Consider the following 22,298-nt stretch of genomic DNA (forward strand, 5'->3'; position numbering starts at 1 on the left):
ATCGTATCAGCAATCGTTCTGTTTGAATAGTACGTACTTTAAAGTTTTATACACACCTAAAAGTAACTAATTGATTTAGCAATGTTTTTCTGTTTTAATAAAGAGTGAAAGGAAGCGTTGCTGATGGAAAACGTACAAACTATCGTCGAAAAAGAATATAACATTGGTGTAGAAGTTACTGTAGATGTGATTGGAGGAAAATGGAAACCGATCATTCTTTGTAATTTAAGACATCAAGTCATGAGGACAAGCGAATTGCTTCGGGCGATCCCTAAGATCTCACAAAAAATGTTGACACAGCAATTACGTGAATTAGAGCAAGACAATATCATCGATCGCAAGGTCTATAACCAAATTCCGCCTAAAGTAGAATATAGTTTGAGTGAGTACGGCGAATCATTAGGTGAAATTCTTGATTTACTTTGTTCATGGGGCGAAAAGCATGCAGAGCATTTGATCGATAATGGTGAAGCGATCAGCCTGAATTGTGATAAATTTAAATAAAAAAACAGATGTGTGTCAACGCGGACACACATCTGTTTTTTTGCTATAAATTATTTGTTTCAATTCCATATTCTTCAGCAATTTTCTTCAAACTAAAACCGCGTCCAAACACTTCACTTGCATTCATGGAAACAATAAAGGCTTCTTCATCGATTTCAAGTACACCTTCTTTGATACGGTTAAAGTCTTTTTCACTGATCACAGTCATCATCAGCATGCTTTTGGTTTGTTGGTAGCCGCCTTCGATTGGAATGAGCGTCATCCCTTTATCCATACCGATCAGGATTTTTTCTTTGATCTCTGCATATTTTGGTGAGATGATCAGCACATTTTTCGAACGAACAAATCCAACTTGGACCATATCGACAACACGCCCGATAATATAAAGACAGATCAATGAGAATAAAACAGTATCTGTACTAAAGACATATAAAGCAGATAAAATCACCAAACCATCAACAAATAAAATCGACACGCCTAAAGAAATTTTAAAATATTTATTCACGATTTGAGAAATAATTGCAGTTCCGCCAGTTGACGCATTGCCTCTAAATTCCAATCCTAAACCAACACCAGTCAAAATCCCGCCGAATAGCGTTGCTAGAAAAATATTATGCGTCAGCACAGGAAAATTAGCGGTGATTCCAACGAAAAACGGATAAATCAAACTCCCATAAATCGTTTTGATCCCCACATCTTTACCTAATAATAAAAAACAAAGCACTAACAGCGGCAGATTGATCGCATATAAGACAAGTGCCGGGCTGATACCGAAAAGGTGGTTGATCACAACGCTGATTCCATTTGCGCCTCCTGCAACGATTTTGTTTGGCAGCAGTACGGAATTGATTGAAACTGCCAAAACAAAAGAACCGATCGTCACATACAGTGCATCTTGAATCTGTCTTTTCGTAAATTTCATTTTATACATTCCTCCATAGTTAAAAATCTTGAAACTGAGAGAGTGAAAGGATGAAGCTGTTCAATCGCTCAATAAATATCCCTTAGCTATACTATCATGAATGACTAAGAGATATCATGAGATAATTTTAATTTTTCAGCCTATAGTTATGGTAAAATGGAACCAAGTAGAAAATGAACGAAATGCATTAAATAAAAGTCAAAAAGCGTTTATTCCATAATTGCTCATGGTGCTGGATGATCGTTTTGGCTCCAAGCAACTCATTATTTAAGGTGGTGCTAAGCCCTTTTTTCATGAAATTTGTGTAGCCTAACCCATGAGCCATTCGAATAGTCGTATCTACACAATACTCTGTCTGAGCACTGCAAAACTCAAGCTCAGTCACAGCAAGCTCATCAAGCTGCTGTTTAAGAACGGTTTTAAAAAAGGAATTAGCATGTGTTTTTCCAATATAATAATCTTCAGGGCGAGCATCTAACTGTTCAAATAATTGCCAATTGTGACTTTGTGGAATCAGTTCCTCATCCTCGTGTTGGATAAAGATGATTGGCAGTTGCTGCTTGCGGTATGCGTAAATTCGTTGATTGACACCAGTCAATACATCATTTAACTGAAACAAACCATTACCAGTTTGTTCAAGACCATTTTGCAAGTCAATTACGATCAAGGCTCGATTAGTCATTGATAGTTCCTCATTTCAATTTATTTTTTCTAGTATACAATGATTTTTTTGATGGTGAAAGTAGTAAATTTCGCCGATAGATAAGGCAATTATATTCTTTTTGACAAAATTAAGCGTAAATATTCTTTTTACCGCTCTTTTTTTATATAATGAGTAGTGATGAATAATAACGGGGAAGAAAGGCGACAAAATGAAATTTAAAGAGTTATTACAACAAAAAAGTGTCCGTCCATATACGGCAGAGGCACGCTTTGGTTTAGAAAAAGAAAGTCAACGTACGACATTTGATGGTGCGTTAGCAAAGACTGATCATCCAGCAATTTTAGGAAATCGTTCCTATCATCCATATATTCAGACAGATTTTAGTGAAACACAGGTAGAGTTGATTACGCCAGTAGCAAATTCGATCAATGAAATGCTGCGTTATTTAGCAGCGATCCATGATGTTGCACTGCGGTCTATGAATAAATCAGAAATGCTATGGCCGTTAAGTATGCCGCCAAAATTACCTGAAAAAGATGAGGAGATCAAAATTGCCAAGTTAGAGCAATTTGAAGGAATCCTTTATCGACGCTATTTAGCACGAGAATATGGCAAACGGAAACAGATGGTCAGCGGAATTCACTTTAATTTCGAATATGCGATTGAATTAGTTCAACAATTATTTGCTGTGCAAACAGAATATGAGACGATCGAAGATTTCAAAAATATTTTATATATGAAGGTTTCACGTAATTATTTACGTTATCGTTGGTTGATCACTTACTTATTTGGCGCGTCGCCAGTTAGTGAAGAGGGCTATTTTACAGAGAAGGAAGATCGTCCAAAAGAACCAGTCAGAAGTATCCGCAATAGTGCATTTGGCTATAAAAATAAGGAAAATGTCAAAGTTTCCTATGAATCGCTTCAAAGCTATATCGACGACATTCATCGAATGGTGGAAAATGGCATTTTATCAGAGGAAAAAGAGTTCTATTCGGCGGTTCGATTACGTGGCGGCAAGCAAATGTCTGATTTACCTAAAACCGGTATTCGTTATATCGAATTAAGAAATTTAGACTTGAACCCGTTTGCTCCTTTAGGGATCGAAGAAGAATCTTTGGAGTTCATTCATTTGTTTATGCTGTATCTGCTTTGGACGGATGAAAAAGAGACACCAAATGACTGGGTAGCAACCGGTGATTTGTTGAATGAACAGGTTGCTTTAGGTCATCCATTTGCCCAAGTAAACTTGGTAGCAGAAGGCGATCGGATCTTTGCAGAGATGGATGAAATGATCGAAACCTTAGGGTTGTTCAAATTCAAAAAAGTCCTTGAGATCCACAGAGGGCAGTTGAGGACTCCTGATTTGACGATCGCAGGAAAAATGTGGACGATCATCGAGAGTAATTCGAATCATGAATTAGGAATCGTTTTTGGGAAAGAGTATCAGGGAATGGTTTATGAAAGACCGTATCAGTTAGCGGGATTTAGGAATATGGAATTATCTACGCAACTCTTCTTATTTGATGTTATTCAAAAAGGGATAGAGGTTCAGATTCTAGATGAACAGGAACAATTTTTGAAGTTGACCCATGAAGGTCACGTGGAATATGTCAAAAATGCCAATATGACTAGTAAAGATAGCTATATCGTGCCGCTGATCATGGAGAATAAGACGGTAACGAAAAAAGTCTTAGCAGAGGCTGGCTTCAATGTTCCTGCTGGAGATGAATTTGATAATTTAGAGCAAGCAGAACAGGCGTACATGAAATACTCTGAAAAAGCATTCGTCATCAAGCCTAAAACGACCAATTATGGTTTAGGGATCACGATTTTCAAAGAAGGTGCTTCTTTAGCTGATTACAGCGAAGCACTGAAATTGGCTTTTAAAGAGGATTCTGCTGTTTTGATCGAAGAGTTTCTACCGGGAACAGAATATCGTTTCTTTGTGATCGATGACCAAGTGCGGGCGATCTTATTACGTGTTCCAGCTAATGTGGTAGGTGATGGCGTTCGGTCGGTCGAAGCGTTAGTAGCTGAGAAAAATTTGAATCCTTTAAGAGGGACGCATCACCGTTCGCCATTGGAGATCATTCAGCTGGGAGATGTTGAGCGATTGATGTTGAAGGAACAGAACTTGTTAGTGACATCGGTGCCTGAAAAAGATCAAGTCGTCTATTTACGTGAGAATTCAAATATCAGTACAGGCGGCGATTCGATCGATGTAACGGATGATTTTGACGAGAGTTATAAACAAATTGCGATTGAAGCAGTGAAAGCCTTGGGAGCAAAAATCTGCGGGATCGATTTGATCATTCCAGACAAAACGATCAAAGGCAGCAAAGATAATCAGACTTACGGGATCATTGAAGCTAATTTTAATCCGGCGATGCATATGCATACCTATCCTCATGCAGGGCAAGGACGTCATTTGACGATGGACGTTTTGAAATTATTGTATCCAGAAGTGTTTTAAAAAGAAAAAGGGAGTGCGGGACAAAACTAAAAATCAGTTTTGTTTCGCACTCTAAATCTTAATAAACGGTGGAAACAGAAGAAACTCCTTCGGAAATAAGCTGAAATTCACAAAAATATGAAGAGCAATTTTCATGAATTTCAGCTTATTTCTCGGAGCTTGACACTTCTGTCCCATCCTCTCTTTTTTCGGTTTTAGTTAGCACTATTTAGTATTCCAATTCCTTGATCGCGATGGTTTGTTTGGTTTCTTCGACTGCCAATCCAGTCTTGTTTTCCCACCATTGCTTCATTTCACGTTCATAGGTTGTCGGAAAAACGGCGATGACATCAATTAAATTTTTTCCCAGCAATCGGGCATAAGGATAATTCAGAATCAGGTTATATTTAAGTTCAGTCAGCAAACTGTAATATTGAAACATCATATAGTGCAGTTCCTCCTCATCGTCTTCAAGCATGACTTTGGGGGCATGTTCCAACATAAAACCAAAACTTCTCATCATAAAAGTAAATGCATCCATATGATCCTCTTCGATTTGTTCCACTTCTCTAAGTAAGGTAATATGAGCAGTCAGAGCATTTGCTAAATCTTGTTTTAGTAATTGTTGTTCGATCATTTCGAAGAACTCCTTTCATTAATTGAATAAATTATGCCAAAACCCTTTTTTCGCAGATGACTTTTCGTCAGAAGCTGTTTCTTTAGGGTATTTTTTTGTGATATCGATCGTTTCTACATTGACTGCTTCTTTTGCAGCCAAAATCAATCCTAGTGAATCGGGTGTATTCGTAACAGAATCATTGACCACCGTGAAGGGAATATTTCTTTCATTGATCGATTTGATATAACTTGATTGTAAAGCAATATCCATAGCGCCATTTAAAAGAACAGAAGTATCCGGATGTTGCTCAGCTTCATTCAAAAAGTGCTCTTTGTTGATTGGATCTTTCATTTGAGTGATGGTCATTGTTAGGTAACAGCGTTCTCGAAAAGTACCCATGTACTTTCGCTGTTCCTCTGGTTTTAGCTGCGGGGTGCCATACATTGCATTGTCTAAATGTTTTTGTAAGTCATCTTGAGCCATAGATTATCGAACCTGCTTTCATTCAGTAGTCTTAAACAAATTATAGCACAGAACACTTGAAAGCACTGATTTTATTCGTTGTTTAAAGAAGTTTGAAGAGTAAAAAAAGTGTTGCTTTTCTCACGAATTTCGCATAGACTAGTAAATAAGAATGAAAATCATTCTCAATTAGAAAAGCTGAGCATACTCGTTCAACTTCGACAGAAAAATAGGGGATCGTGAATGTGCATGCTTTTGGCACAGATAGGAGCCATCTTTTTTTCGAGAAGTTAGTGTGCAAAGCTAGCTCGATAGAAAAATTGTAAAATACCATCGCGGTTTTTTATTTAGAAAAAATGGAGAGAGTTTATGAAAAAATTGGGGTTATTTGTTCTCCTGCTTATTTTGATCGTGTCGTCTATTTTTGTTGGGGTCAAAGATATTTCTCTGGCTCAATTCTTTCAATGGGATGCACAGCAACAGTTGGTATTGTTGACAACAAGGATACCACGAACGATCAGCTTAGTGATCGCTGGCAGTACGATCAGTATTTCTGGTTTGATCATGCAGCATTTGACACAAAATAAATTTGTTTCTCCAAGTACGGCAGGTACGATGGACAGCGCGCGTTTAGGTATTCTGGTCGTTATGGTCTTTTTCCCAAGTGCACCATTGTTATTTCGCTCGTTTATTGCGTTTCTCTTTGCTTTTGGCGGGACACTGACGTTTATCTATTTAACGCGTTTTTTACCGGCAAAAAATCAAGTGATGATTCCTTTGATCGGCGTAATGTTTGGAAATATCATTGGTTCGATCGCTACTTTTTTTGCGTATCAGTTTCAACTGGTTCAAAATATGTCTTCTTGGCTGCAGGGGAATTTCTCCACAGTGATGAAAGGAAATTATGAACTATTGTATCTGACGATACCTTTACTGGTCGTCACTTATTTATTTGCCTATCGATTTACAGTAGTTGGAATGGGTGAAGACATGGCAACCAACTTAGGGATAAATTATCAGCGCATTCAGCTGTTTGGTTTAGGAATCGTCGCTTTATCCAGTGCAGTTGTGCTGATCATGGTCGGAAATATTCCCTTTCTAGGCGTTATCGTCCCAAATCTTGTTTCAATGAGATATGGGGACCATATGAAAAATACGCTGGCGATCACGGCGGTGGGTGGCAGTATTTTCCTATTAGCCTGTGATGTGTTAGCACGTGTGGTGATTGCGCCTTATGAAGTGCCTGTTAGTGTTGTTGTCGGCGTGTTAGGCAGCTTTATATTTATTGCTTTATTGATGAGGAGGAAAACAGCATGAAAAAATTCTTCCATTCATCAGCGGCAAAAATCATAGTTTTGCTTTTGGCTGTTTTGCTCGTTTGTACGCTTTATTTATCCTATAAAACGTATGGAAATTGGGCGTTTGCGTTAGAGCTTAGAGGGAAAAAACTACTAGCATTTATTTTTGTCGGCGTAGCCGCAGCTTTTTCAACCATCAGTTTTCAAACCATGACCCAAAATCATTTCTTAACACCAAATATTTTAGGATTGGATTCGTTATATGTATTCATTCAAACCTTATTGTTTTTTATTTTAGGTGGACAGCAGCTTTTAGGGAAAGAAACGATTGGGACTTTTTTGATCAATGTCTTGTTGATGGTCGCAGCTAGTATAGTATTGTCGCGCTTCTTGTTACGAAAAGGCAGCAATGATCTATTTTTACTATTGATGATCGGGATTATCTTAGGCACGTTTTTCAATAGTATCAGTACTTTTTTACAGGTAGTGATGGATCCAAATGAATATGATCTACTTCAAGGAAAACTGTTTGCCAGTTTTGGCAATGTGAATAGTCAGCATTTAATGATCGCAGGGGTCTTGATTACATTGTTGGTCGGATTTCTTTGGATGAAAAGTGCTACTTTAGACGTGTTACATCTGGGAAATGACCAGGCAACCAGTTTAGGTGTGGATGTGCCAAGGTTTCAATTTATCTTATTGACAGTGATCAGCGGATTGATCGGTTTGTCAACAGCATTGGTTGGACCTGTGACATTTTTAGGTTTTATTGTAGCAAATATGAGTTATCAATTGATGGGCACTTATCGTCATCGTGATTTGTTTTTAGGCGGCAGCTTATTGTCGATCTTATTACTTGTTTTTGGTCAATTTCTAGTAGAACAGGTTTTTCAGCTGAACACGACGTTAAGTATTGTGATCGAGTTTGGCGGCGGGTTGTATTTTGTCGGGAAAATAATTAGTGAAAGGAAGCAGCGCGGATGATCGAAATCAAAAATGTGTCAAAAAGATATGGTGAAAAGATTGTTGTCTCAGAGGTTCAGTTGCCGATCACAGAACAAAAACTGACCGCTTTTATTGGACCAAATGGAGCTGGAAAAAGTACTTTACTTTCAATGATGAGCCGCTTGATTCCTAAAGATACTGGTGAAATTTATTTAGATCATAATGAAGTGAAAACGTGGAAGCAAAGTGAATTATCTAAAAAATTATCGATCCTGAAACAAACGAATGGCATCAATTTGAAGATCACAGTCAGAGAATTAGTTAATTTTGGTCGTTTTCCATATAGTAAGGGGCGTCTGAAGAAAGAAGATCATGAAAAAGTCGAAGAAGCCATGAAAAATCTGGGGTTGCTTGATTTGGCAGATGAGTTGATCGATACGTTGTCCGGCGGCCAATTACAGCGTGTCTATATTGCCATGGTTTTAGCACAAGACACAGATTATATTTTGCTGGATGAGCCATTGAACAATTTGGACATGAATTTTGCGGTTCAAATGATGCAGACATTACGTCGCCTAGTAGATGAATTTGGTAAAACAGTGGTCATCGTACTTCATGATATCAATTTTGCCGCTAGCTATGCAGATGAAATCGTAGCCATGAAAGACGGTCGCTTATTCACTCACGGCACGACGGATGAAGTGATCCAGTCTGAAACGTTGAACAAACTTTATGATATGAATATCCGAATATGCGAAATCGAAGGCAAACGCTTTTGCATGTATTTTAGCTAGAAAAGCTGAATACGTTGCCCAGCTCTCAAGCAAATAAGGAAAAACGTTCAAAGGTGCTCTATGCCTTTGAAACGATTTTATCTATTTGTCGAAAGAGCTAACGTAGGAAGCTGGAATAAAGAAAAGCTGAATACGTTGCCAGCTCTCAAGCAAATAAGGAAAAACGTTCAAAGGTGCTCTATGCCTTTGAAACGATTTTATCTATTTGTCGAAAGAGCTAACGTAGGAAGCTGGAATAAAGAAAAGCTGAATACGTTGTTCAGCTCTTGATCAAATAATTTAATTAAAAAATCAATATAAATATAATTGGGGGAAATAGAATGAAGAAGAAATTTTTAGCAGTTGTAGCCGTATCAATGATCGCCTTACTAACGTTAGGTGCTTGCGGAAATAGTAATAACAATGCGACAGATGGTTCAGCAGCAAAAGAATCAAATACAGAAGAAACGACGATTACGGTAGAAGATTCAAATGGTTCTGTTGAAGTACCGAAAAATCCTAAAAAGGTCGTTGTTTTTGATAATGGTTCATTAGACACACTTGATGCTTTAGGTGTTGGCGATACAGTTGTCGGAGCACCGACCAAAAACTTACCAGAATATTTAGCTGACTATAAAAAAGTCGAATCAGCTGGCGGGATCAAAGAACCAGATTTAGAAAAGATCAATCAATTAAAACCAGATTTGATCATCATTTCTGGTCGTCAACAAGATTTCCAAGATAAGCTTGAAAAAATTGCGCCAACTATCTATTTAGCAGTAGATGCGAAAGACACATGGAATTCTACTAAGAAAAATATTGAAACACTTGCTGAGATTTTTGATAAGAAAGAGGAAGCGAAAACAAAAATCGCTGATTTAGAAAAAGAAATCGCTGATGTAAAAGAAGAAGCCGAAGCAAGTGATAAAAAAGCATTAGTTGTTTTAGTAAATGAAGGGCAACTATCTGCCTATGGTACAGGTTCTCGTTTTGGCATCGTGCATGATACATTTGGTTTCAAGCAAGCAGATGATACGATCGAAGCCTCTACTCATGGTCAAAGTGTCTCTTATGAATATGTCTTAGAAAAAAATCCGGATATTTTATTTGTAGTTGATCGTACGAAAGCAATTGGCGGAGATGATACAAATGATAATGTAGCGGATAATGAACTAGTAAAACAAACAAATGCTAGGAAAAATGATAAAGTCGTTTCATTGCAGCCGGATGTTTGGTATTTAAGCGGCGGCGGACTTGAATCTACTCGTTTGATGATTGAAGATGTTGCAAAAGCATTGAAATAAAAATAAAGCAGGTGAACCTTTGTAATGAAGGATCATCTGCTTTTTTATTAAATAGTAAATTCATTTTCTCTCTTTTTCTTTGTAAAATAAAAAACACCAAGTAAACCAAAACCAATTACAGTCAATGAGTTTGACATCTTCCTTTCACCTGTTTTAGGTAGCTGTGCCTGTGTGTAGCTCTTTTTCTGAATTAGAGGTGGTAAGAGTGTATTCATTTGTTTATTTGTTGTTACTTGGATAACGCTTGGCGAAGATGCATTGTCCTTTTTCCGACTACTTGTTTGCGTAGTTTTCACTTCAGGAAGAGTGCCAGGTACGGTAGTAGTTATACCTTCTGAAGGATCTGTAGTGCTGGTGATCTTTCTATAAGTTGCTGTGAAATATTGATCTTCTAAACCATAGATCCCTTCGATAGAAGTTGCTGTTGTTTGTGTAGCAGACAAAGAGAAGCCTAGAAATTCATAGCCAGCAATTGCCGGTGCATCAATAGTAAAAGAATCGTTAAATTTCCCAGGTTGTGAAACAGGCGTTCCTAAGGTCGTACCGTTTTCATCTACACAAACGATATTTACAGTCGTCTGAACACGATCATATTGATAGATAACAGTTTGTGGAGCCGCCGTGATCGTACCCGTTGCATTTTCTGGTGTAGCAGTTAAAAAATAACCTGGAACTGTGATCGGCATCGTGTTGTAGCTATCGCCAACAAATCCAGCAACAAAAAGATCAAATTGAGTGAGCAAATTGCCAAAATCATCAAGATGTTTGATGTTGACACTCCCAAAAGTTATCGTGACAGGTTTGCTGATCACAATGGACAATGAATGGATCCCTGTCGCAGAAGCCGGAAACGTCACTTGAACACTGAACTGACCAGAAGCATCGATGATAGGAACTGCCATATCAGATGAGCTAGTCACAATATCATCTGCTGCCACAGTCACGGGCAATGAGAAAACTTGAGTAGTATTGACTGAGCCGCTGAAAGAAATGTTTTGTGTAGTGCCGGATCGTTGATCTTCTAAAGAAATAATTACAGTCACTTCAGTATTCGTTTCATCTGCAGCCGAATTTTCTGTAAAAGTATTTTCTGAATCAGAAAGGATAGCTTCCGGTTCAAGCAATTGTTCGGCCGATCCGCTTGGTGTTGTCTCTAAAATGTTTTCTTCAGTAGTATTCACAGGCGTTTCTGGTATTTTTTCTTCATCAGCCATAAGAGTTTCGTCAATGGCTGATTGGTCTTGCTGTGTGTCTGTTCCTTCTTCAGCAAAAACAAAATGTGCATTCAGCAAAACAGGTGTTAGCAACAATGCTAAAAGTAATTTAGTAATACAGTTCTTCTTTTTCAAATTTTTTCCTCCTTTTAATCCAACAAAACATTAACAACTCTTTAACTTATAGTGTACCAGTTCCTTTAACGTCTGTCTTCATAAAATGAGAAGATAAACCTAGTTGAAATAGCTTTAAATAGTGCCTTTTTCCTGTTTTGAGTACATTGTTTTAGAATGTGTACATAATTTAGAATGAATCGAAATGACTATTGACTCGCTCTCTTTTTTTATGCTACAATCCTTATAATACATTATCTATTAAAATTAAATGTGAAGATGAGGAAAGTATTTTCTAGATAACTTAAAGAGAGTCTCGGCTGGTGGAAAGAGATAGTGACGATGGAGAAGAAAATGGCCTTTGAGCAAATTGGTTGAACACGTTAAAACCAATTCAGGTGCGCCTGTTATAGCGCCTCAGTATGATTGTACTGAATGAGTGGGTTTATCATTAAACCAATTGAAGGTGGTACCGCGAAAGTTTACAGCTCTCGTCCTTTTTTAGAGGATGAGGGCTTTTTGCTGTGAATCACTGCGACTGGCTACGCCAGAGCAGATGATGAACAGTACTTGGCGAGCGTAGCCGAGCGAAGTGACCAAACCAGTGAATCACTACACTGCGCTTTGATCGCATCAAATTCTAAGAGCTAAAGCCCTAAAGATTGAAGGAGTGTAACTGGCTACGCCAGAGCAGATGATGAACAGTACTTGGCGAGTGTAGCCGAGCGAAGTGACCAAACTAGTGAATCACTACACTACGTTTCGATCGCATCAAATTCTAAGAACTTTAGCTCTAAGAATTGAAGGCCTGCGACTGGCTTTGCCAGAGCAGATGATGAACACGTAATAACCTTCGTAGTGAATCACCCACAAAACACGATCGATCCACAAAAGTGGAAAGCTAAAGCTCTAAGAATTGAATCATTGTTTCTAGCTCAAATAGAGCAGTTGATGAACAGTATTCAGCAAGTAAGGATGTAATATTGAGCAGTTAGAGTAGCTATCAACAAGTGAGCGTTAAAGCTCAAGGATCAAAGTCCATCAGATGAATGCACCAAAGATAAAGAAGTAACTTTTGCTCACAACACTCAATATTCACAATGAATGGTAGGAGTAGCTAATGTATGAAATTATTGAAGGGGGAACTAGAATGAAAAAGAAATTACTTATCGCAAGTGCGGTATTTGCAAGCTTATTACTAACAGCCTGCGGAGGAAATGATAAAAAAGAGACGACTAAAACAGAAACGGAAGGCTTGGCAACAACTCAAAAAATCGAAATCAGTTCACCGGCGCCGTTATCTACATTAGATACGACGCAAACAATGGATAAAAATACCTTTACGATCGTCCAACACTTATTTGAAGGCTTGTATCGCTTTGAAGATGACAGTACACCGATTCCGGGCTTAGCTGAAAAAGTCGATATCAGTGAAGATGGCTTAACATATAAATTTACACTGAAAGACAATATCAAATGGAGCAATGGTGAACCGATCACTGCACAAGATTTTCTTTACTCATGGAAAAAGCTAGTCACACCTGAAACGATCGGACCAAATGCATACTTATTAGATAACGTAAAAAACAGTAAAGCAATCCGCAATGGTGAAAAATCAGTCGAAGAGATGGGGATTTCTGCACCTAATGATAAAGAATTTGTGGTTGAACTGGAACAAGCGCAGCCTTCATTTTTGACCGTTGTTTCAATCGGCTGGCTAGCACCTCAAAATAAAGAATATGTTGAAAAACAAGGAAAAGAGTACGCACAAGACAGCGATCATTTGATCTACAGTGGACCATTTATTTTGACCGATTGGGATGCCTCATCTGATACATGGACTCTGAAAAAAAATCCAGAATATTATGAAGCAGACAAAGTGAGCTTGGAAGAAATCAAAGTCAATACGATCAAAGAAGAAAATACAGGCATCAATTTATATCAATCAGGTGAGTTGGATTTAACTCGTATCAGCGGACAATATGTTGCTCAATATCAAGATGATGCAGGGTATGTGACTCATTCTGATGTAGCAAATTATTTCTTAGATTTCAATAAACAAGAAGGTACTGCGCCGGCAAATGTTCATTTGCGTAAAGCAATTGCTCAGGCAATCGATAAAGAAGCTTTAGCAAAAAGCGTATTAAATGATGGCTCAAAACCGCTAAATGGCTTGATTCCAAGAAATCTTTACAAGAATCCGGATACTTCAAAAGACTTCCGGGAATTTAGTGGGGATCACTTAGTGTATGATGTTGAAAAAGCACAAGAAGAATGGAAAAAAGCACAAGCAGATCTAGGCGATAAAGTGAAATTATCGATTTTAGTATCAGATGATGACAACGGGAAAAAACTCTCTGAGTATGTCCAAAGTCAATTACAGGAAAATTTGAAAGGCTTGGAAATCACGATCAACGCACAGCCTAAGAACAATGTACTTGAATCTAGAAAAAATAAAAAATATGAATTATCTTTATCTGGTTGGATCGCTGGCAGCAGTGATTTAGATTCATATTTTAATCTATATGATGGAACATCTTCATATAATTACGGCGGCTATGAAAATAAAGACTACGACAAACTGGTAACCGAAGCAAAAACAACACATGCGAATGATCCGGAAAAACAATTCGACGACTATAAAAACGCAGAAGATATTCTCTTAGATCAAGATGCAGCACAAGTGCCGCTGTATCAAAGTGCATCAAACTATTTGATCAATCCTAAAATCAAAGGAATCAGTTATCATTTATACGGGGATTATTTCAATCTTAGAACAGCCTTTTTAGAAGAGTAAGGAGAGCGAAATGGAGAACTTATTAGATCGTTTTATCCGTTATGTAAAAGTCAATACACGTTCTGATGCAGCAAGTCAAAGAGTACCAACGACTTTGGGACAAGTGGAACTAGCTAGAGTCATCGAAAAAGAATTGATCGAGATCGGTCTTTCTGATATTCATTATAATGATAAAAATGGTTTTCTGACAGCAGTACTGCCAGCTACGATCACCGAAGATGTTCCAACGATCGGTTTTATTGCGCATTTAGATACGGCAGATTACAATGCAGAGAACATCCAGCCAAAGATTTTTAAAGAGTATGATGGAAAATCGGTTATCTTGAATGAACAGCAGTCGATCACTATGGAAGTTGAAGAATTTCCTAATTTAAAAGAATATACTGGTCAGACGTTGATCACAACAGATGGAACGACTTTATTAGGAGCTGATGACAAGGCGGGGATCGTTGAAATTTTAGATGCAGTTGAGTATTTATTAGCTCACCCAGAAATTCCTCACGGAAAAGTACTGCTTGCATTTGGACCGGATGAAGAAATCGGTCGAGGTGCGGACCGTTTTGATGCGGCGAATTTTCCAGCAGCTTTTGCCTATACAGTGGACAGCGGTCGAGTAGGATGTTTTGAATATGAAACCTTCAACGCTGCGCAAGCGGTGATCACGATCGAAGGGACAAGTGTTCATCCAGGGACAGCCTATGGTACGATGGTCAATGCAATTAAAATAGGTGAACAATTGGATGCGTTGTTACCAAAAGAAGAAGTTCCAGAAAAAACACGCGGACATGAAGGATTTTATTTATTGACGAAATTCAACGGTAGTATAGATTATGCTGAATTGACTTACATTATTCGTGACCATGACAAAAACTTATTCAATCAGCGTAAGGAAGTTTTATTGGATCATGTGACTAAACTAAATGAGTCATTTGATAAAAAAAGATTGAATATTGAATTCGTCGATCAATATTACAATATGAAAGAAGTCATCGAAAAAGATATGACTTCGGTAGGATTAGCTGTAACTGCAATGGAAAATTTAGGGATCGAACCAGACATTCAACCTTTCCGAGGCGGTACAGACGGATCAAAAATCTCATTTATGGGCATTCCTACACCTAATCTCTTCACAGGCGGCGAAAATTTTCATGGACAATATGAATTCATCACATTAGAAGCCATGGAAAAAGCAGCCAAAACGATCGTCGAAATCATTAAAGAAAACACGATTCGCAGACAAAATGAAAAATAATATAAAAAATAGTTGACAATATTAGAGTTTTCTAATATGATTATCCTCAATAGCAAAGCTTTGAGAAAGAGGAGTAACAACACAGAAACTTTTCAGAGAGCTGGTGGCGGTGAGAATCAGCAGGGGATGTGTTGCGAATGGACTTTCGAGCAAAATGTTGAACAAGTAGTAGGCATTTTCGGGAACTCCCGTTATAGAGTAAGGTCGTTGATAGACGACTGATAAGAGGAAAGAATTTCTTTCAAACTTGAGGTGGCACCGTGATCATTCGCCCTCAAACCACAGATATATTGTGGTTTGGGGGCTTTTTGTTGTGAATCACTACGATTGGCTAAGCCAGAGTAGATGATGAACAATACTTGGCGAACGAAGTGAGCGAAGTACCCAAAGTATGAAACACCAAACGCAAGAGGCATAGAAAACAACTAACGTAAAACTAAAAAGAGCGTTGGATTTAAGCCAGAGCAGATGTTGAACAATACTTGGGAACTAAAAGCAATGAAGTTAGCAACCAATCACAGCCATCGGTGTAAGTGCTAAATCTCTCAAGTTTAAAAAAGAATCGATTTCCAATGAGGTGGTACCGTGGATACTATTATTCGCCCTCACAAGACAGAGTTACGTCTGTTTTGTGAGGGCTTTTTGTTTTATCAAAAATAGAAAAGAGGGAAATAGATGCAATTGATCAAAGAAATTCAGGCAGATTATTTAACAGCAGTATCAGCATTTCTACGAATCAAAGGAAAAAACAAATGCCTTTTGGAAAGCATTCCAAGAGACAAGAGCAAAGGTCGCTATTCGATCATCGCTTGGGATGCAGTAACTGAGATCACGTACACAGAAAAGCAATTGACTATCGCTGGCAAAACAATCACTACACATGAGCCGCTAAAAGAAATTGAGAAGTATGTTTTAAAAAATGAAGAAATTGCAGCAGATCTACCATTTCAGGGTGGAGCGATCGGCTATGTTGGCTATGATGTAGTTGCTTGCTATGAAGACCTAGGAGAGCTGCCTTTGGATGAAATGGCTATTCCTGATATCCATTTTTACCTATTTGATTCTTATTTGATTTTTGATCATGTGGGTGAAAAGATTTCTCTTGTTGAAGCGAATACCTACTCGAATCGCTCTGTAAAGGAACTAGAACAGGCGCTCCAACAAAAAAAGGATGAGCTTCAAATACCAAGTGAAGCAGAACAAAAAGATATCCAGTTAACACCGCTGAATTATCAAAGTAATTTTACAAAAGAAAGTTTTGAACAGGTAGTCAGTAAGGTAAAAGAGTACATCGGACAGGGGGATTTATTTCAGATGGTTCCTTCACAGCGCTTAAAAGCTGAGTTCAAGGGAGAGCCATTTGATTATTACCGTCGCTTACGTGTGACGAATCCGTCTATGTACTTGTATTTCTTAGATTTTGGAGCGACGTACGTCGTTGGTTCATCTCCAGAAAGTTTAGTTAGTGTGAAAGATGGGATCGTCACGACGAATCCGATTGCGGGCACCCGAAAAAGAGGAAAGACGATTGAACAGGATGCGGTTTTAGAGAAGGAACTTATCAATGATGAAAAAGAGCGGGCAGAGCATTTGATGCTGATCGATCTAGGGAGGAACGATGTTGGAAGAGTCAGTGAAATTGGGTCAGTAGAAGTGCCGGTATATATGACGGTGGAAAAATATCGTTTTGTGATGCATATCGTTTCTGTCGTTACAGGCAGGTTAAAAGCAGAATTATCTGCTATGGACGCCTTAAAAGTGACCTTACCGGCAGGGACAGTCAGCGGAGCACCCAAGATCAGAGCAATGCAGCGCATTTATGAATTAGAGCCGGTCAAAAGAAATATTTATGCTGGTGCAGTTGGTTATTTATCTAAAAATGATCAAGCAGATTTTGCGATCGCGATCCGTACGATGGTCATTCATAAAGGAATTGCATATGTACAGGCAGGAGCGGGGATCGTTCATGACTCAGATCCGGCAAAAGAATATGAGGAGACGTTGCAAAAGGCTAAGGCACTATTGGAGGTGAGCCAATGATTTTATTGATCGACAATTATGATTCATTTACATACAATTTAGCTCATTTATTAGGAGAATCTAGAGAAGTTATGGTTATGAGAAATGACGACAAGCAATTAGTTGATTTGGCAAAAGAGGCTTCGAGTATCGTCATTTCTCCTGGACCAGGAACACCTGCTGAAACAGGCCAAGTAAAACAAGTGATCCAAGACTTTCATCAAGAAAAACCGATGTTAGGGATCTGTTTAGGGAATCAAACGATTGGGGAAGTATTTGGTGCTCGAGTAGTTTTAGCTGAAGAAATTCGTCATGGCAAGCAATCGATGATCCAAACTGCACCAAACAGCCGTCTTTTTAAAGGCATGCCATCTGAACTGCCAGTAATGCGTTATCACTCTTTAGTGATCGATCCAAGTACATTACCGCAGGAGTTTGATATTTCTGCAACGGCTTTAGATGATCAGGAAATTATGGCGATCGAGCATCGGAACTATCCAGTTTTTGGTTTGCAGTTTCATCCAGAATCAATCGGAACACCTGCTGGTAAAGAAATGATTCAAAATTTTATTCAACTAATGGAGGAACAAAAAATATGAAGCAATTATTTGAGAAAGTATTCAGAAGGGAACATTTAACACGTCAAGAAGCGCAACAAGTCGCTGAAAAAATGTTTGAAGGAGAAATGACGGATAGCCAGATCGCTGCTTTTTTAACCGCATTGAAGATCAAAGGTGAAACAGCAGAGGAAATGGCGGGAATTGCTGAAACCATTCAAAGCAAAGCTGTGATGATCCCATGTCAACAAGAAAATGTCATGGATAACTGTGGTACAGGTGGAGATCAGTCTGGGAGTTTCAATATTAGTACGACAGCTGCATTTGTACTAGCTGCAGGTGGGGTAACAGTAGCAAAACACGGGAATCGAAGTATTTCTAGCAAGTCAGGCAGTGCAGACATTTTTGAATGCTTGGGACTGGATCTGACGCTTTCTCCCACTAAACTAAGCATACTACTCAACGAGGTTGGTCTGGCATTTCTTTTTGCGCCCCACATGCATCCTAACATGAAATATGTGATGAATGTTCGAAAGGAATTAGGGACTCCGACCATTTTGAATTTGATTGGCCCGTTGACAAACCCTGTTCATTTAGATTCTCAATTGATGGGAACTTATCGCCGAGATTTATTGGAAGAGACAGCTAAAACATTGGGCGGTTTGGGGCGCAAGCGGGCGGTCGTGGTCAATGGATCAGGAGGGATGGATGAGGCCTCATTAGCAGGAACAACGCATTTTGCTTTACTGGAAAATGATAGAATTTCTATGCATGAAATCAGCCCTGAAGAATTTGGCTATACTCGTTTGCCGCTGGAAGCTGTTCGCGGAGGCAATGCAGAAAAAAATACGGAGATTCTGCTATCTATCTTAAAAAATCAAGCCAGTCCTTACTTAGATACAGTTTTATTGAATGCAGGATTAGGATTTTTTAGTAATGGAAAAGTTGGGACAGTAAAAGAGGGTATTTCTTTGGCGAAAGACTGCGTTGCCAGCGGTGCAGCATTTGATAAATTACAGCAATTGATCCGCGCACAGCAGGAGGTAGCATAGATGGACTTTTTAGATAAGATTCTTACTGAGAAAAATCAAGAAGTGGCGCAAATGTCTAAGGAAAAACTTCAACCGCTTCGTCAAACTGTTTCATTCTATGAACGAGTAAAAAAGCAGCCGGAAAAAATGCATATTATCGGCGAAGTCAAACGTGCGTCTCCTTCTAAAGGGGCAATCAATCTAACCGTCGATATTCTTGAACAAGCTAAAGCGTATGAACAGGCTGGTGTCACAGCGATTTCGGTGCTGACGGATGAATCGTTTTTTAAAGGCTCGATCGAAGATTTACGAAATGTTGCAGCTGAGGTTGATGTTCCGGTGTTGTGTAAAGATTTTATCATCGATGAAAAACAGCTGATTCGCGCACGAAATGCAGGAGCAACGATTGTTTTACTGATCGTTTCCGCATTATCTCAGACTAAGCTCGAGTTTCTATATAATCAGGCATTAGCATTGGGTCTAGAAGTATTGGTTGAAGTGCACGATGAGCAGGAACAGGCGATTGCTGAAGCTTTAGATGCAGTTTTGATCGGGGTCAATAATCGTAATCTAAAAACGTTCGAGGTTTCTATTGAAGTCAGTCAAAAATTGGGCAAAAAACAACAGACAGACGCCGTTTATATCAGTGAATCAGGATTTTCAAGTGATAAAGAGGTTGCTTTAGTAAAAGATCATTATCAAGCAGTTCTTGTTGGTGAAGGATTGATGCGTCAAAATGATCCTAAGTCAAAAGTTAAGGAGTTGCAAGTGAAGCGATGAAAGTAAAAATTTGCGGATTGCAGACAAAAGAACAGGTAGATACAGCAGTCAAAAATGGCGCAGATTATCTTGGCTTCGTTTTTGCTGAAAGCAAACGAAAAATCAGTCCAGATCTCGTCAGAGAAATCACGAAAGACGTCCCGAAAACAGTCAAAAAGGTAGGTGTGATGGTTGCACCAAATTATCAGGAAGCAGAAGAGATCATCCAGCAGGCGAAGCTGGATATGATTCAAATTCACGGCATGGCGGCAACAGAGCATTATTCTGTACCAGTGATTCAGGCGATCACGGTCAATAGTGAGGAACACATCAAGATGATTCAAGCGGCAACGACCAATTATTTACTTTTCGATGCCCCTCCGCAAAAATTTGTTGGTGGAAATGGACAAGTATTCGACTGGAAAAAGCTTGATCTAGATCAACTAACAGATAAAAAAATAATTATTGCTGGCGGATTGACGATTGAAAACCTACAGGAAGCAAAAGAACGTTTTTCCCCTTATGCGGTGGATGTTTCCAGCGGAGTTGAAACAAATGGGGTCAAAGATCTAAAAAAAATAAGAGCCTTTTTGAAAAAGGCCAAGGAGGAATACGATGTATAATCAACCAAATAAAGGATTTTATGGAGAATTTGGCGGACAGTTTGTCCCCGAAACCTTAATGTATGCAGTGAAGGAATTAGAAGAAGTCTATGAAGCATCAAAAAAAGATGAAGAATTTCAAAAAGAATTAAATTACTATCTAAAACAGTACGTTGGAAGAGAAAACCCGCTTTATTTTGCTGAGCGATTAACTGACAAAATCGGCGGAGCGAAGATTTATTTAAAAAGAGAAGACTTGAACCATACAGGAGCGCATAAAATCAATAATACGATCGGACAAATTTTATTAGCTAAAAAAATGGGTAAAAACAAAGTCGTTGCAGAGACTGGTGCTGGTCAGCATGGTGTAGCGACTGCAACAGTTGCTGCATTATTTGGGATGGAATGTACCGTTTTTATGGGGGCAGTGGATGTTGCTCGTCAATCATTGAATGTTTTTCGGATGGAGTTATTAGGTGCCAAAGTGGTAAGTGTGACCTCTGGTAGTGAGACATTAAAAGATGCCGTGAATGAAGCCTTGCGATTCTGGGTTGCGAATGTCGAGGACACTCATTATGTGATGGGCTCGGTCTTAGGACCGCACCCATTCCCTGAGATCGTTCGTGATTATCAAAGTATTATCGGGATCGAAGCTAGACGTCAGATTTTAGAAGCGGAACAAAAATTACCTGATGCAGTTATTGCTTGTGTAGGCGGCGGAAGTAATGCGATGGGGATTTTCTATCCATTTATCAATGATGATGTTGCATTGATCGGAGTAGAGGCTGCGGGTTTAGGCTTGGAGACGGAATCACATGCGGCTTCGATCAATAAAGGAAAAACGGGTGTATTGCATGGCGCGATGATGAAACTGCTTCAGGACGGAAATGGACAAATTTTAGAAGCTTTTTCGATTTCTGCTGGGTTAGATTATCCTGGTTTAGGCCCGGAGCATTGCCATTTGAATGAAATCGAGCGAGCGACCTATGCCTCTGCCACCGATCAGGAAGCACTGGAAGCTTTTGAGCTATTATGCCAAACAGAAGGAATCATTCCCGCTTTAGAAAGCGCTCATGCAATCAGTCATGCGGTGAAGGTAGCAAAAGAGCTTGGGAAAGAGAAGCAAATCATCGTATGTCTTTCAGGGCGTGGGGACAAAGATGTGCAGCAGATCAAAGCATTATTCGAACAGGAGGATAACAAATGAAAACATTGACCAAGCATTTAAAAACAAAACAACAAAACGGTGAAACGATTTTTGTTCCGTATATCATGGCGGGCGCACAAGGTTTGGATCAATTGGAGAGTGAAATTTCTTTGCTTTCTGATGCGGGTGCTAGCGCAATTGAATTAGGGATTCCATTTTCAGACCCAGTGGCAGATGGGCCAGTTATTCAAGCTGCTGGTTTACAGGCACTTCAAAAAGATGTCTCTCTAGAAAAAATCATTGCACAATTAAAAAAAATCAAGACCACTACTCCTTTGATTTTGATGACTTATTTCAACCCCATTTTTTATTTTGGACTGGAAAAATTCATTCAAGAATTACAGGAAACGAATGTCAAAGGAGTGATTATTCCAGATTTGCCATTTGAGCATCAAGGATTATTGACCCCGCTTTTAAAATACAGCGATGTTGCATTGATTCCGTTAGTAGCATTGACGACGCCTAAAGAACGAATCGTCGAATTAGTGGAAGCGGGAGAAGGATTTATTTATGCCGTGGCGGTTAACGGCGTAACTGGTATAGGACGAGAGTATCAAACTTCTTTAGATGAGCATTTAGCTTATATTCAAAGTATCAGTGATAAACCGGTTCTCGCTGGATTCGGTATTTCTACCAAAGAGCACGTTGAGCGATTTAGACAAAATTGTGCTGGCGTGATCGTAGGCAGTAAAATCGTACAGTTATTGAGTGAAGGAAAAACGAAAGAAATAGAATTGTTTGTTAAATCTGTCATTTAGATTGTTTTTATGTTTTAAAAGTATTGTTAATCGTTCTGATTT

The 22,298-nt window shown here is 38.8% G+C and carries 20 protein-coding genes and 2 other annotated features; of the genes, 15 read left to right on the plus strand and 5 right to left on the minus strand.

What is annotated here, in order from left to right:
• Nucleotides 1-123: 123 nt before the first annotated feature.
• Nucleotides 124-504, plus strand: coding sequence for a winged helix-turn-helix transcriptional regulator (locus A5889_RS10530; RefSeq protein ID WP_087641847.1), 381 nt, complete (start codon nt 124-126; stop codon nt 502-504).
• A gap of 43 nt (nt 505-547) precedes the next feature.
• On the opposite strand, the gene A5889_RS10535 is transcribed toward A5889_RS10530, so the two are convergent.
• The gene (locus tag A5889_RS10535) at nt 548-1,426 is read right to left on the minus strand and encodes a YitT family protein (protein WP_087641848.1); all 879 of its coding nucleotides are present in this window, start codon (nt 1,424-1,426) and stop codon (nt 548-550) included.
• Between the two features lie 187 nt (nt 1,427-1,613).
• The gene (locus tag A5889_RS10540) at nt 1,614-2,108 is read right to left on the minus strand and encodes a cysteine hydrolase family protein (protein WP_087641849.1); all 495 of its coding nucleotides are present in this window, start codon (nt 2,106-2,108) and stop codon (nt 1,614-1,616) included.
• A 190-nt stretch (nt 2,109-2,298) separates the two neighbouring features.
• On the opposite strand from A5889_RS10540, the gene gshAB reads away from it, so the two are divergent.
• A complete protein-coding gene (gene gshAB, locus A5889_RS10545; RefSeq protein ID WP_087641850.1) occupies nt 2,299-4,566 on the plus strand; it encodes a bifunctional glutamate--cysteine ligase GshA/glutathione synthetase GshB in 2,268 nt (755 codons plus the stop codon).
• Between the two features lie 208 nt (nt 4,567-4,774).
• Here the strand turns inward: gshAB and A5889_RS10550 are convergent, their stop codons facing one another.
• The gene (locus A5889_RS10550; RefSeq protein ID WP_087641851.1) at nt 4,775-5,182 is read right to left on the minus strand and encodes a hypothetical protein; all 408 of its coding nucleotides are present in this window, start codon (nt 5,180-5,182) and stop codon (nt 4,775-4,777) included.
• Nucleotides 5,183-5,200: 18 nt separating this feature from the next.
• A complete protein-coding gene (locus A5889_RS10555) occupies nt 5,201-5,647 on the minus strand; it encodes a YueI family protein (RefSeq protein ID WP_087641852.1) in 447 nt (148 codons plus the stop codon).
• A 348-nt stretch (nt 5,648-5,995) separates the two neighbouring features.
• Between A5889_RS10555 and A5889_RS10560 the strand changes: the two genes are divergently transcribed.
• From A5889_RS10560 to A5889_RS10575, 4 genes are all read left to right on the plus strand, one after another.
• Nucleotides 5,996-6,943 carry an ABC transporter permease gene (locus A5889_RS10560; RefSeq protein ID WP_087641853.1) on the plus strand — a complete coding sequence of 316 codons (948 nt, stop codon included), beginning with the start codon at nt 5,996-5,998 and terminating at the stop codon, nt 6,941-6,943.
• On the plus strand, nt 6,940-7,908 hold the full coding sequence (locus A5889_RS10565; RefSeq protein WP_087641854.1) for an iron chelate uptake ABC transporter family permease subunit: 969 nt from the start codon (nt 6,940-6,942) through the stop codon (nt 7,906-7,908). Before A5889_RS10560 ends, A5889_RS10565 begins: the two co-directional genes overlap by 4 nt.
• Nucleotides 7,905-8,663 carry an ABC transporter ATP-binding protein gene (locus A5889_RS10570; protein WP_087641855.1) on the plus strand — a complete coding sequence of 253 codons (759 nt, stop codon included), beginning with the start codon at nt 7,905-7,907 and terminating at the stop codon, nt 8,661-8,663. Before A5889_RS10565 ends, A5889_RS10570 begins: the two co-directional genes overlap by 4 nt.
• Before the next feature lie 320 nt (nt 8,664-8,983).
• The gene (locus tag A5889_RS10575) at nt 8,984-9,946 is read left to right on the plus strand and encodes a siderophore ABC transporter substrate-binding protein (protein ID WP_087641856.1); all 963 of its coding nucleotides are present in this window, start codon (nt 8,984-8,986) and stop codon (nt 9,944-9,946) included.
• 47 nt (nt 9,947-9,993) lie between these two features.
• Here A5889_RS10575 and A5889_RS10580 read toward each other — a convergent pair whose 3' ends face one another.
• Complete coding sequence (locus tag A5889_RS10580; RefSeq protein ID WP_087641857.1) at nt 9,994-11,295, minus strand: MucBP domain-containing protein; 1,302 nt, start codon at nt 11,293-11,295, stop codon at nt 9,994-9,996.
• A gap of 246 nt (nt 11,296-11,541) precedes the next feature.
• Nucleotides 11,542-11,776: a binding site (T-box leader), on the plus strand.
• 648 nt (nt 11,777-12,424) lie between these two features.
• On the opposite strand from A5889_RS10580, the gene A5889_RS10585 reads away from it, so the two are divergent.
• The 9 genes from A5889_RS10585 (at nt 12,425) to trpA (ending at nt 22,256) form a co-directional block, all read left to right on the plus strand.
• Complete coding sequence (locus tag A5889_RS10585; protein ID WP_242585405.1) at nt 12,425-14,071, plus strand: peptide ABC transporter substrate-binding protein; 1,647 nt, start codon at nt 12,425-12,427, stop codon at nt 14,069-14,071.
• A 10-nt stretch (nt 14,072-14,081) separates the two neighbouring features.
• The gene (gene pepT, locus A5889_RS10590; protein ID WP_087641859.1) at nt 14,082-15,323 is read left to right on the plus strand and encodes a peptidase T; all 1,242 of its coding nucleotides are present in this window, start codon (nt 14,082-14,084) and stop codon (nt 15,321-15,323) included.
• Between the two features lie 51 nt (nt 15,324-15,374).
• Nucleotides 15,375-15,602 (plus strand) — a binding site (T-box leader).
• Nucleotides 15,603-15,998: 396 nt separating this feature from the next.
• A complete protein-coding gene (gene trpE / locus A5889_RS10595; protein ID WP_087641861.1) occupies nt 15,999-17,363 on the plus strand; it encodes an anthranilate synthase component I in 1,365 nt (454 codons plus the stop codon).
• Complete coding sequence (locus A5889_RS10600) at nt 17,360-17,941, plus strand: anthranilate synthase component II (RefSeq protein WP_087641862.1); 582 nt, start codon at nt 17,360-17,362, stop codon at nt 17,939-17,941. The genes trpE and A5889_RS10600 overlap by 4 nt, the downstream gene beginning before the upstream one ends.
• Nucleotides 17,938-18,951 carry an anthranilate phosphoribosyltransferase gene (trpD, locus tag A5889_RS10605; RefSeq protein WP_087641863.1) on the plus strand — a complete coding sequence of 338 codons (1,014 nt, stop codon included), beginning with the start codon at nt 17,938-17,940 and terminating at the stop codon, nt 18,949-18,951. Before A5889_RS10600 ends, trpD begins: the two co-directional genes overlap by 4 nt.
• Nucleotides 18,952-19,710, plus strand: coding sequence for an indole-3-glycerol phosphate synthase TrpC (gene trpC / locus A5889_RS10610; RefSeq protein WP_087641864.1), 759 nt, complete (start codon nt 18,952-18,954; stop codon nt 19,708-19,710).
• Entirely contained in the window at nt 19,707-20,312 is a 606-nt protein-coding gene (locus A5889_RS10615) for a phosphoribosylanthranilate isomerase (protein ID WP_087641865.1), read from the plus strand. Before trpC ends, A5889_RS10615 begins: the two co-directional genes overlap by 4 nt.
• Nucleotides 20,305-21,498: a tryptophan synthase subunit beta gene (gene trpB / locus A5889_RS10620; protein ID WP_087641866.1), complete on the plus strand. Its 1,194-nt coding sequence runs from the start codon at nt 20,305-20,307 to the stop codon at nt 21,496-21,498. Before A5889_RS10615 ends, trpB begins: the two co-directional genes overlap by 8 nt.
• Complete coding sequence (gene trpA / locus A5889_RS10625; protein ID WP_087641867.1) at nt 21,495-22,256, plus strand: tryptophan synthase subunit alpha; 762 nt, start codon at nt 21,495-21,497, stop codon at nt 22,254-22,256. The genes trpB and trpA overlap by 4 nt, the downstream gene beginning before the upstream one ends.
• Nucleotides 22,257-22,298: the final 42 nt, after the last annotated feature.

It is taken from the genome of Enterococcus sp. 9D6_DIV0238 (assembly GCF_002174455.2).
Lineage (GTDB): Bacteria > Bacillota > Bacilli > Lactobacillales > Enterococcaceae > Enterococcus_L > Enterococcus_L dunnyi.

What these genes read in the sequence shown, in the direction of transcription:
- A5889_RS10530 (WP_087641847.1), top strand. Translation starts at nt 124, where the DNA reads ATGGAAAACGTACAAACTATCGTCGAAAAAGAATATAACATTGGTGTA.
- A5889_RS10535 (WP_087641848.1), bottom strand. Translation starts at nt 1,426, where the DNA reads ATGAAATTTACGAAAAGACAGATTCAAGATGCACTGTATGTGACGATC.
- A5889_RS10540 (WP_087641849.1), bottom strand. Translation starts at nt 2,108, where the DNA reads ATGACTAATCGAGCCTTGATCGTAATTGACTTGCAAAATGGTCTTGAA.
- gshAB (WP_087641850.1), top strand. Translation starts at nt 2,299, where the DNA reads ATGAAATTTAAAGAGTTATTACAACAAAAAAGTGTCCGTCCATATACG.
- A5889_RS10550 (WP_087641851.1), bottom strand. Translation starts at nt 5,182, where the DNA reads ATGATCGAACAACAATTACTAAAACAAGATTTAGCAAATGCTCTGACT.
- A5889_RS10555 (WP_087641852.1), bottom strand. Translation starts at nt 5,647, where the DNA reads ATGGCTCAAGATGACTTACAAAAACATTTAGACAATGCAATGTATGGC.
- A5889_RS10560 (WP_087641853.1), top strand. Translation starts at nt 5,996, where the DNA reads ATGAAAAAATTGGGGTTATTTGTTCTCCTGCTTATTTTGATCGTGTCG.
- A5889_RS10565 (WP_087641854.1), top strand. Translation starts at nt 6,940, where the DNA reads ATGAAAAAATTCTTCCATTCATCAGCGGCAAAAATCATAGTTTTGCTT.
- A5889_RS10570 (WP_087641855.1), top strand. Translation starts at nt 7,905, where the DNA reads ATGATCGAAATCAAAAATGTGTCAAAAAGATATGGTGAAAAGATTGTT.
- A5889_RS10575 (WP_087641856.1), top strand. Translation starts at nt 8,984, where the DNA reads ATGAAGAAGAAATTTTTAGCAGTTGTAGCCGTATCAATGATCGCCTTA.
- A5889_RS10585 (WP_242585405.1), top strand. Translation starts at nt 12,425, where the DNA reads ATGAAAAAGAAATTACTTATCGCAAGTGCGGTATTTGCAAGCTTATTA.
- pepT (WP_087641859.1), top strand. Translation starts at nt 14,082, where the DNA reads ATGGAGAACTTATTAGATCGTTTTATCCGTTATGTAAAAGTCAATACA.
- trpE (WP_087641861.1), top strand. Translation starts at nt 15,999, where the DNA reads ATGCAATTGATCAAAGAAATTCAGGCAGATTATTTAACAGCAGTATCA.
- A5889_RS10600 (WP_087641862.1), top strand. Translation starts at nt 17,360, where the DNA reads ATGATTTTATTGATCGACAATTATGATTCATTTACATACAATTTAGCT.
- trpD (WP_087641863.1), top strand. Translation starts at nt 17,938, where the DNA reads ATGAAGCAATTATTTGAGAAAGTATTCAGAAGGGAACATTTAACACGT.
- trpC (WP_087641864.1), top strand. Translation starts at nt 18,952, where the DNA reads ATGGACTTTTTAGATAAGATTCTTACTGAGAAAAATCAAGAAGTGGCG.
- A5889_RS10615 (WP_087641865.1), top strand. Translation starts at nt 19,707, where the DNA reads ATGAAAGTAAAAATTTGCGGATTGCAGACAAAAGAACAGGTAGATACA.
- trpB (WP_087641866.1), top strand. Translation starts at nt 20,305, where the DNA reads ATGTATAATCAACCAAATAAAGGATTTTATGGAGAATTTGGCGGACAG.
- trpA (WP_087641867.1), top strand. Translation starts at nt 21,495, where the DNA reads ATGAAAACATTGACCAAGCATTTAAAAACAAAACAACAAAACGGTGAA.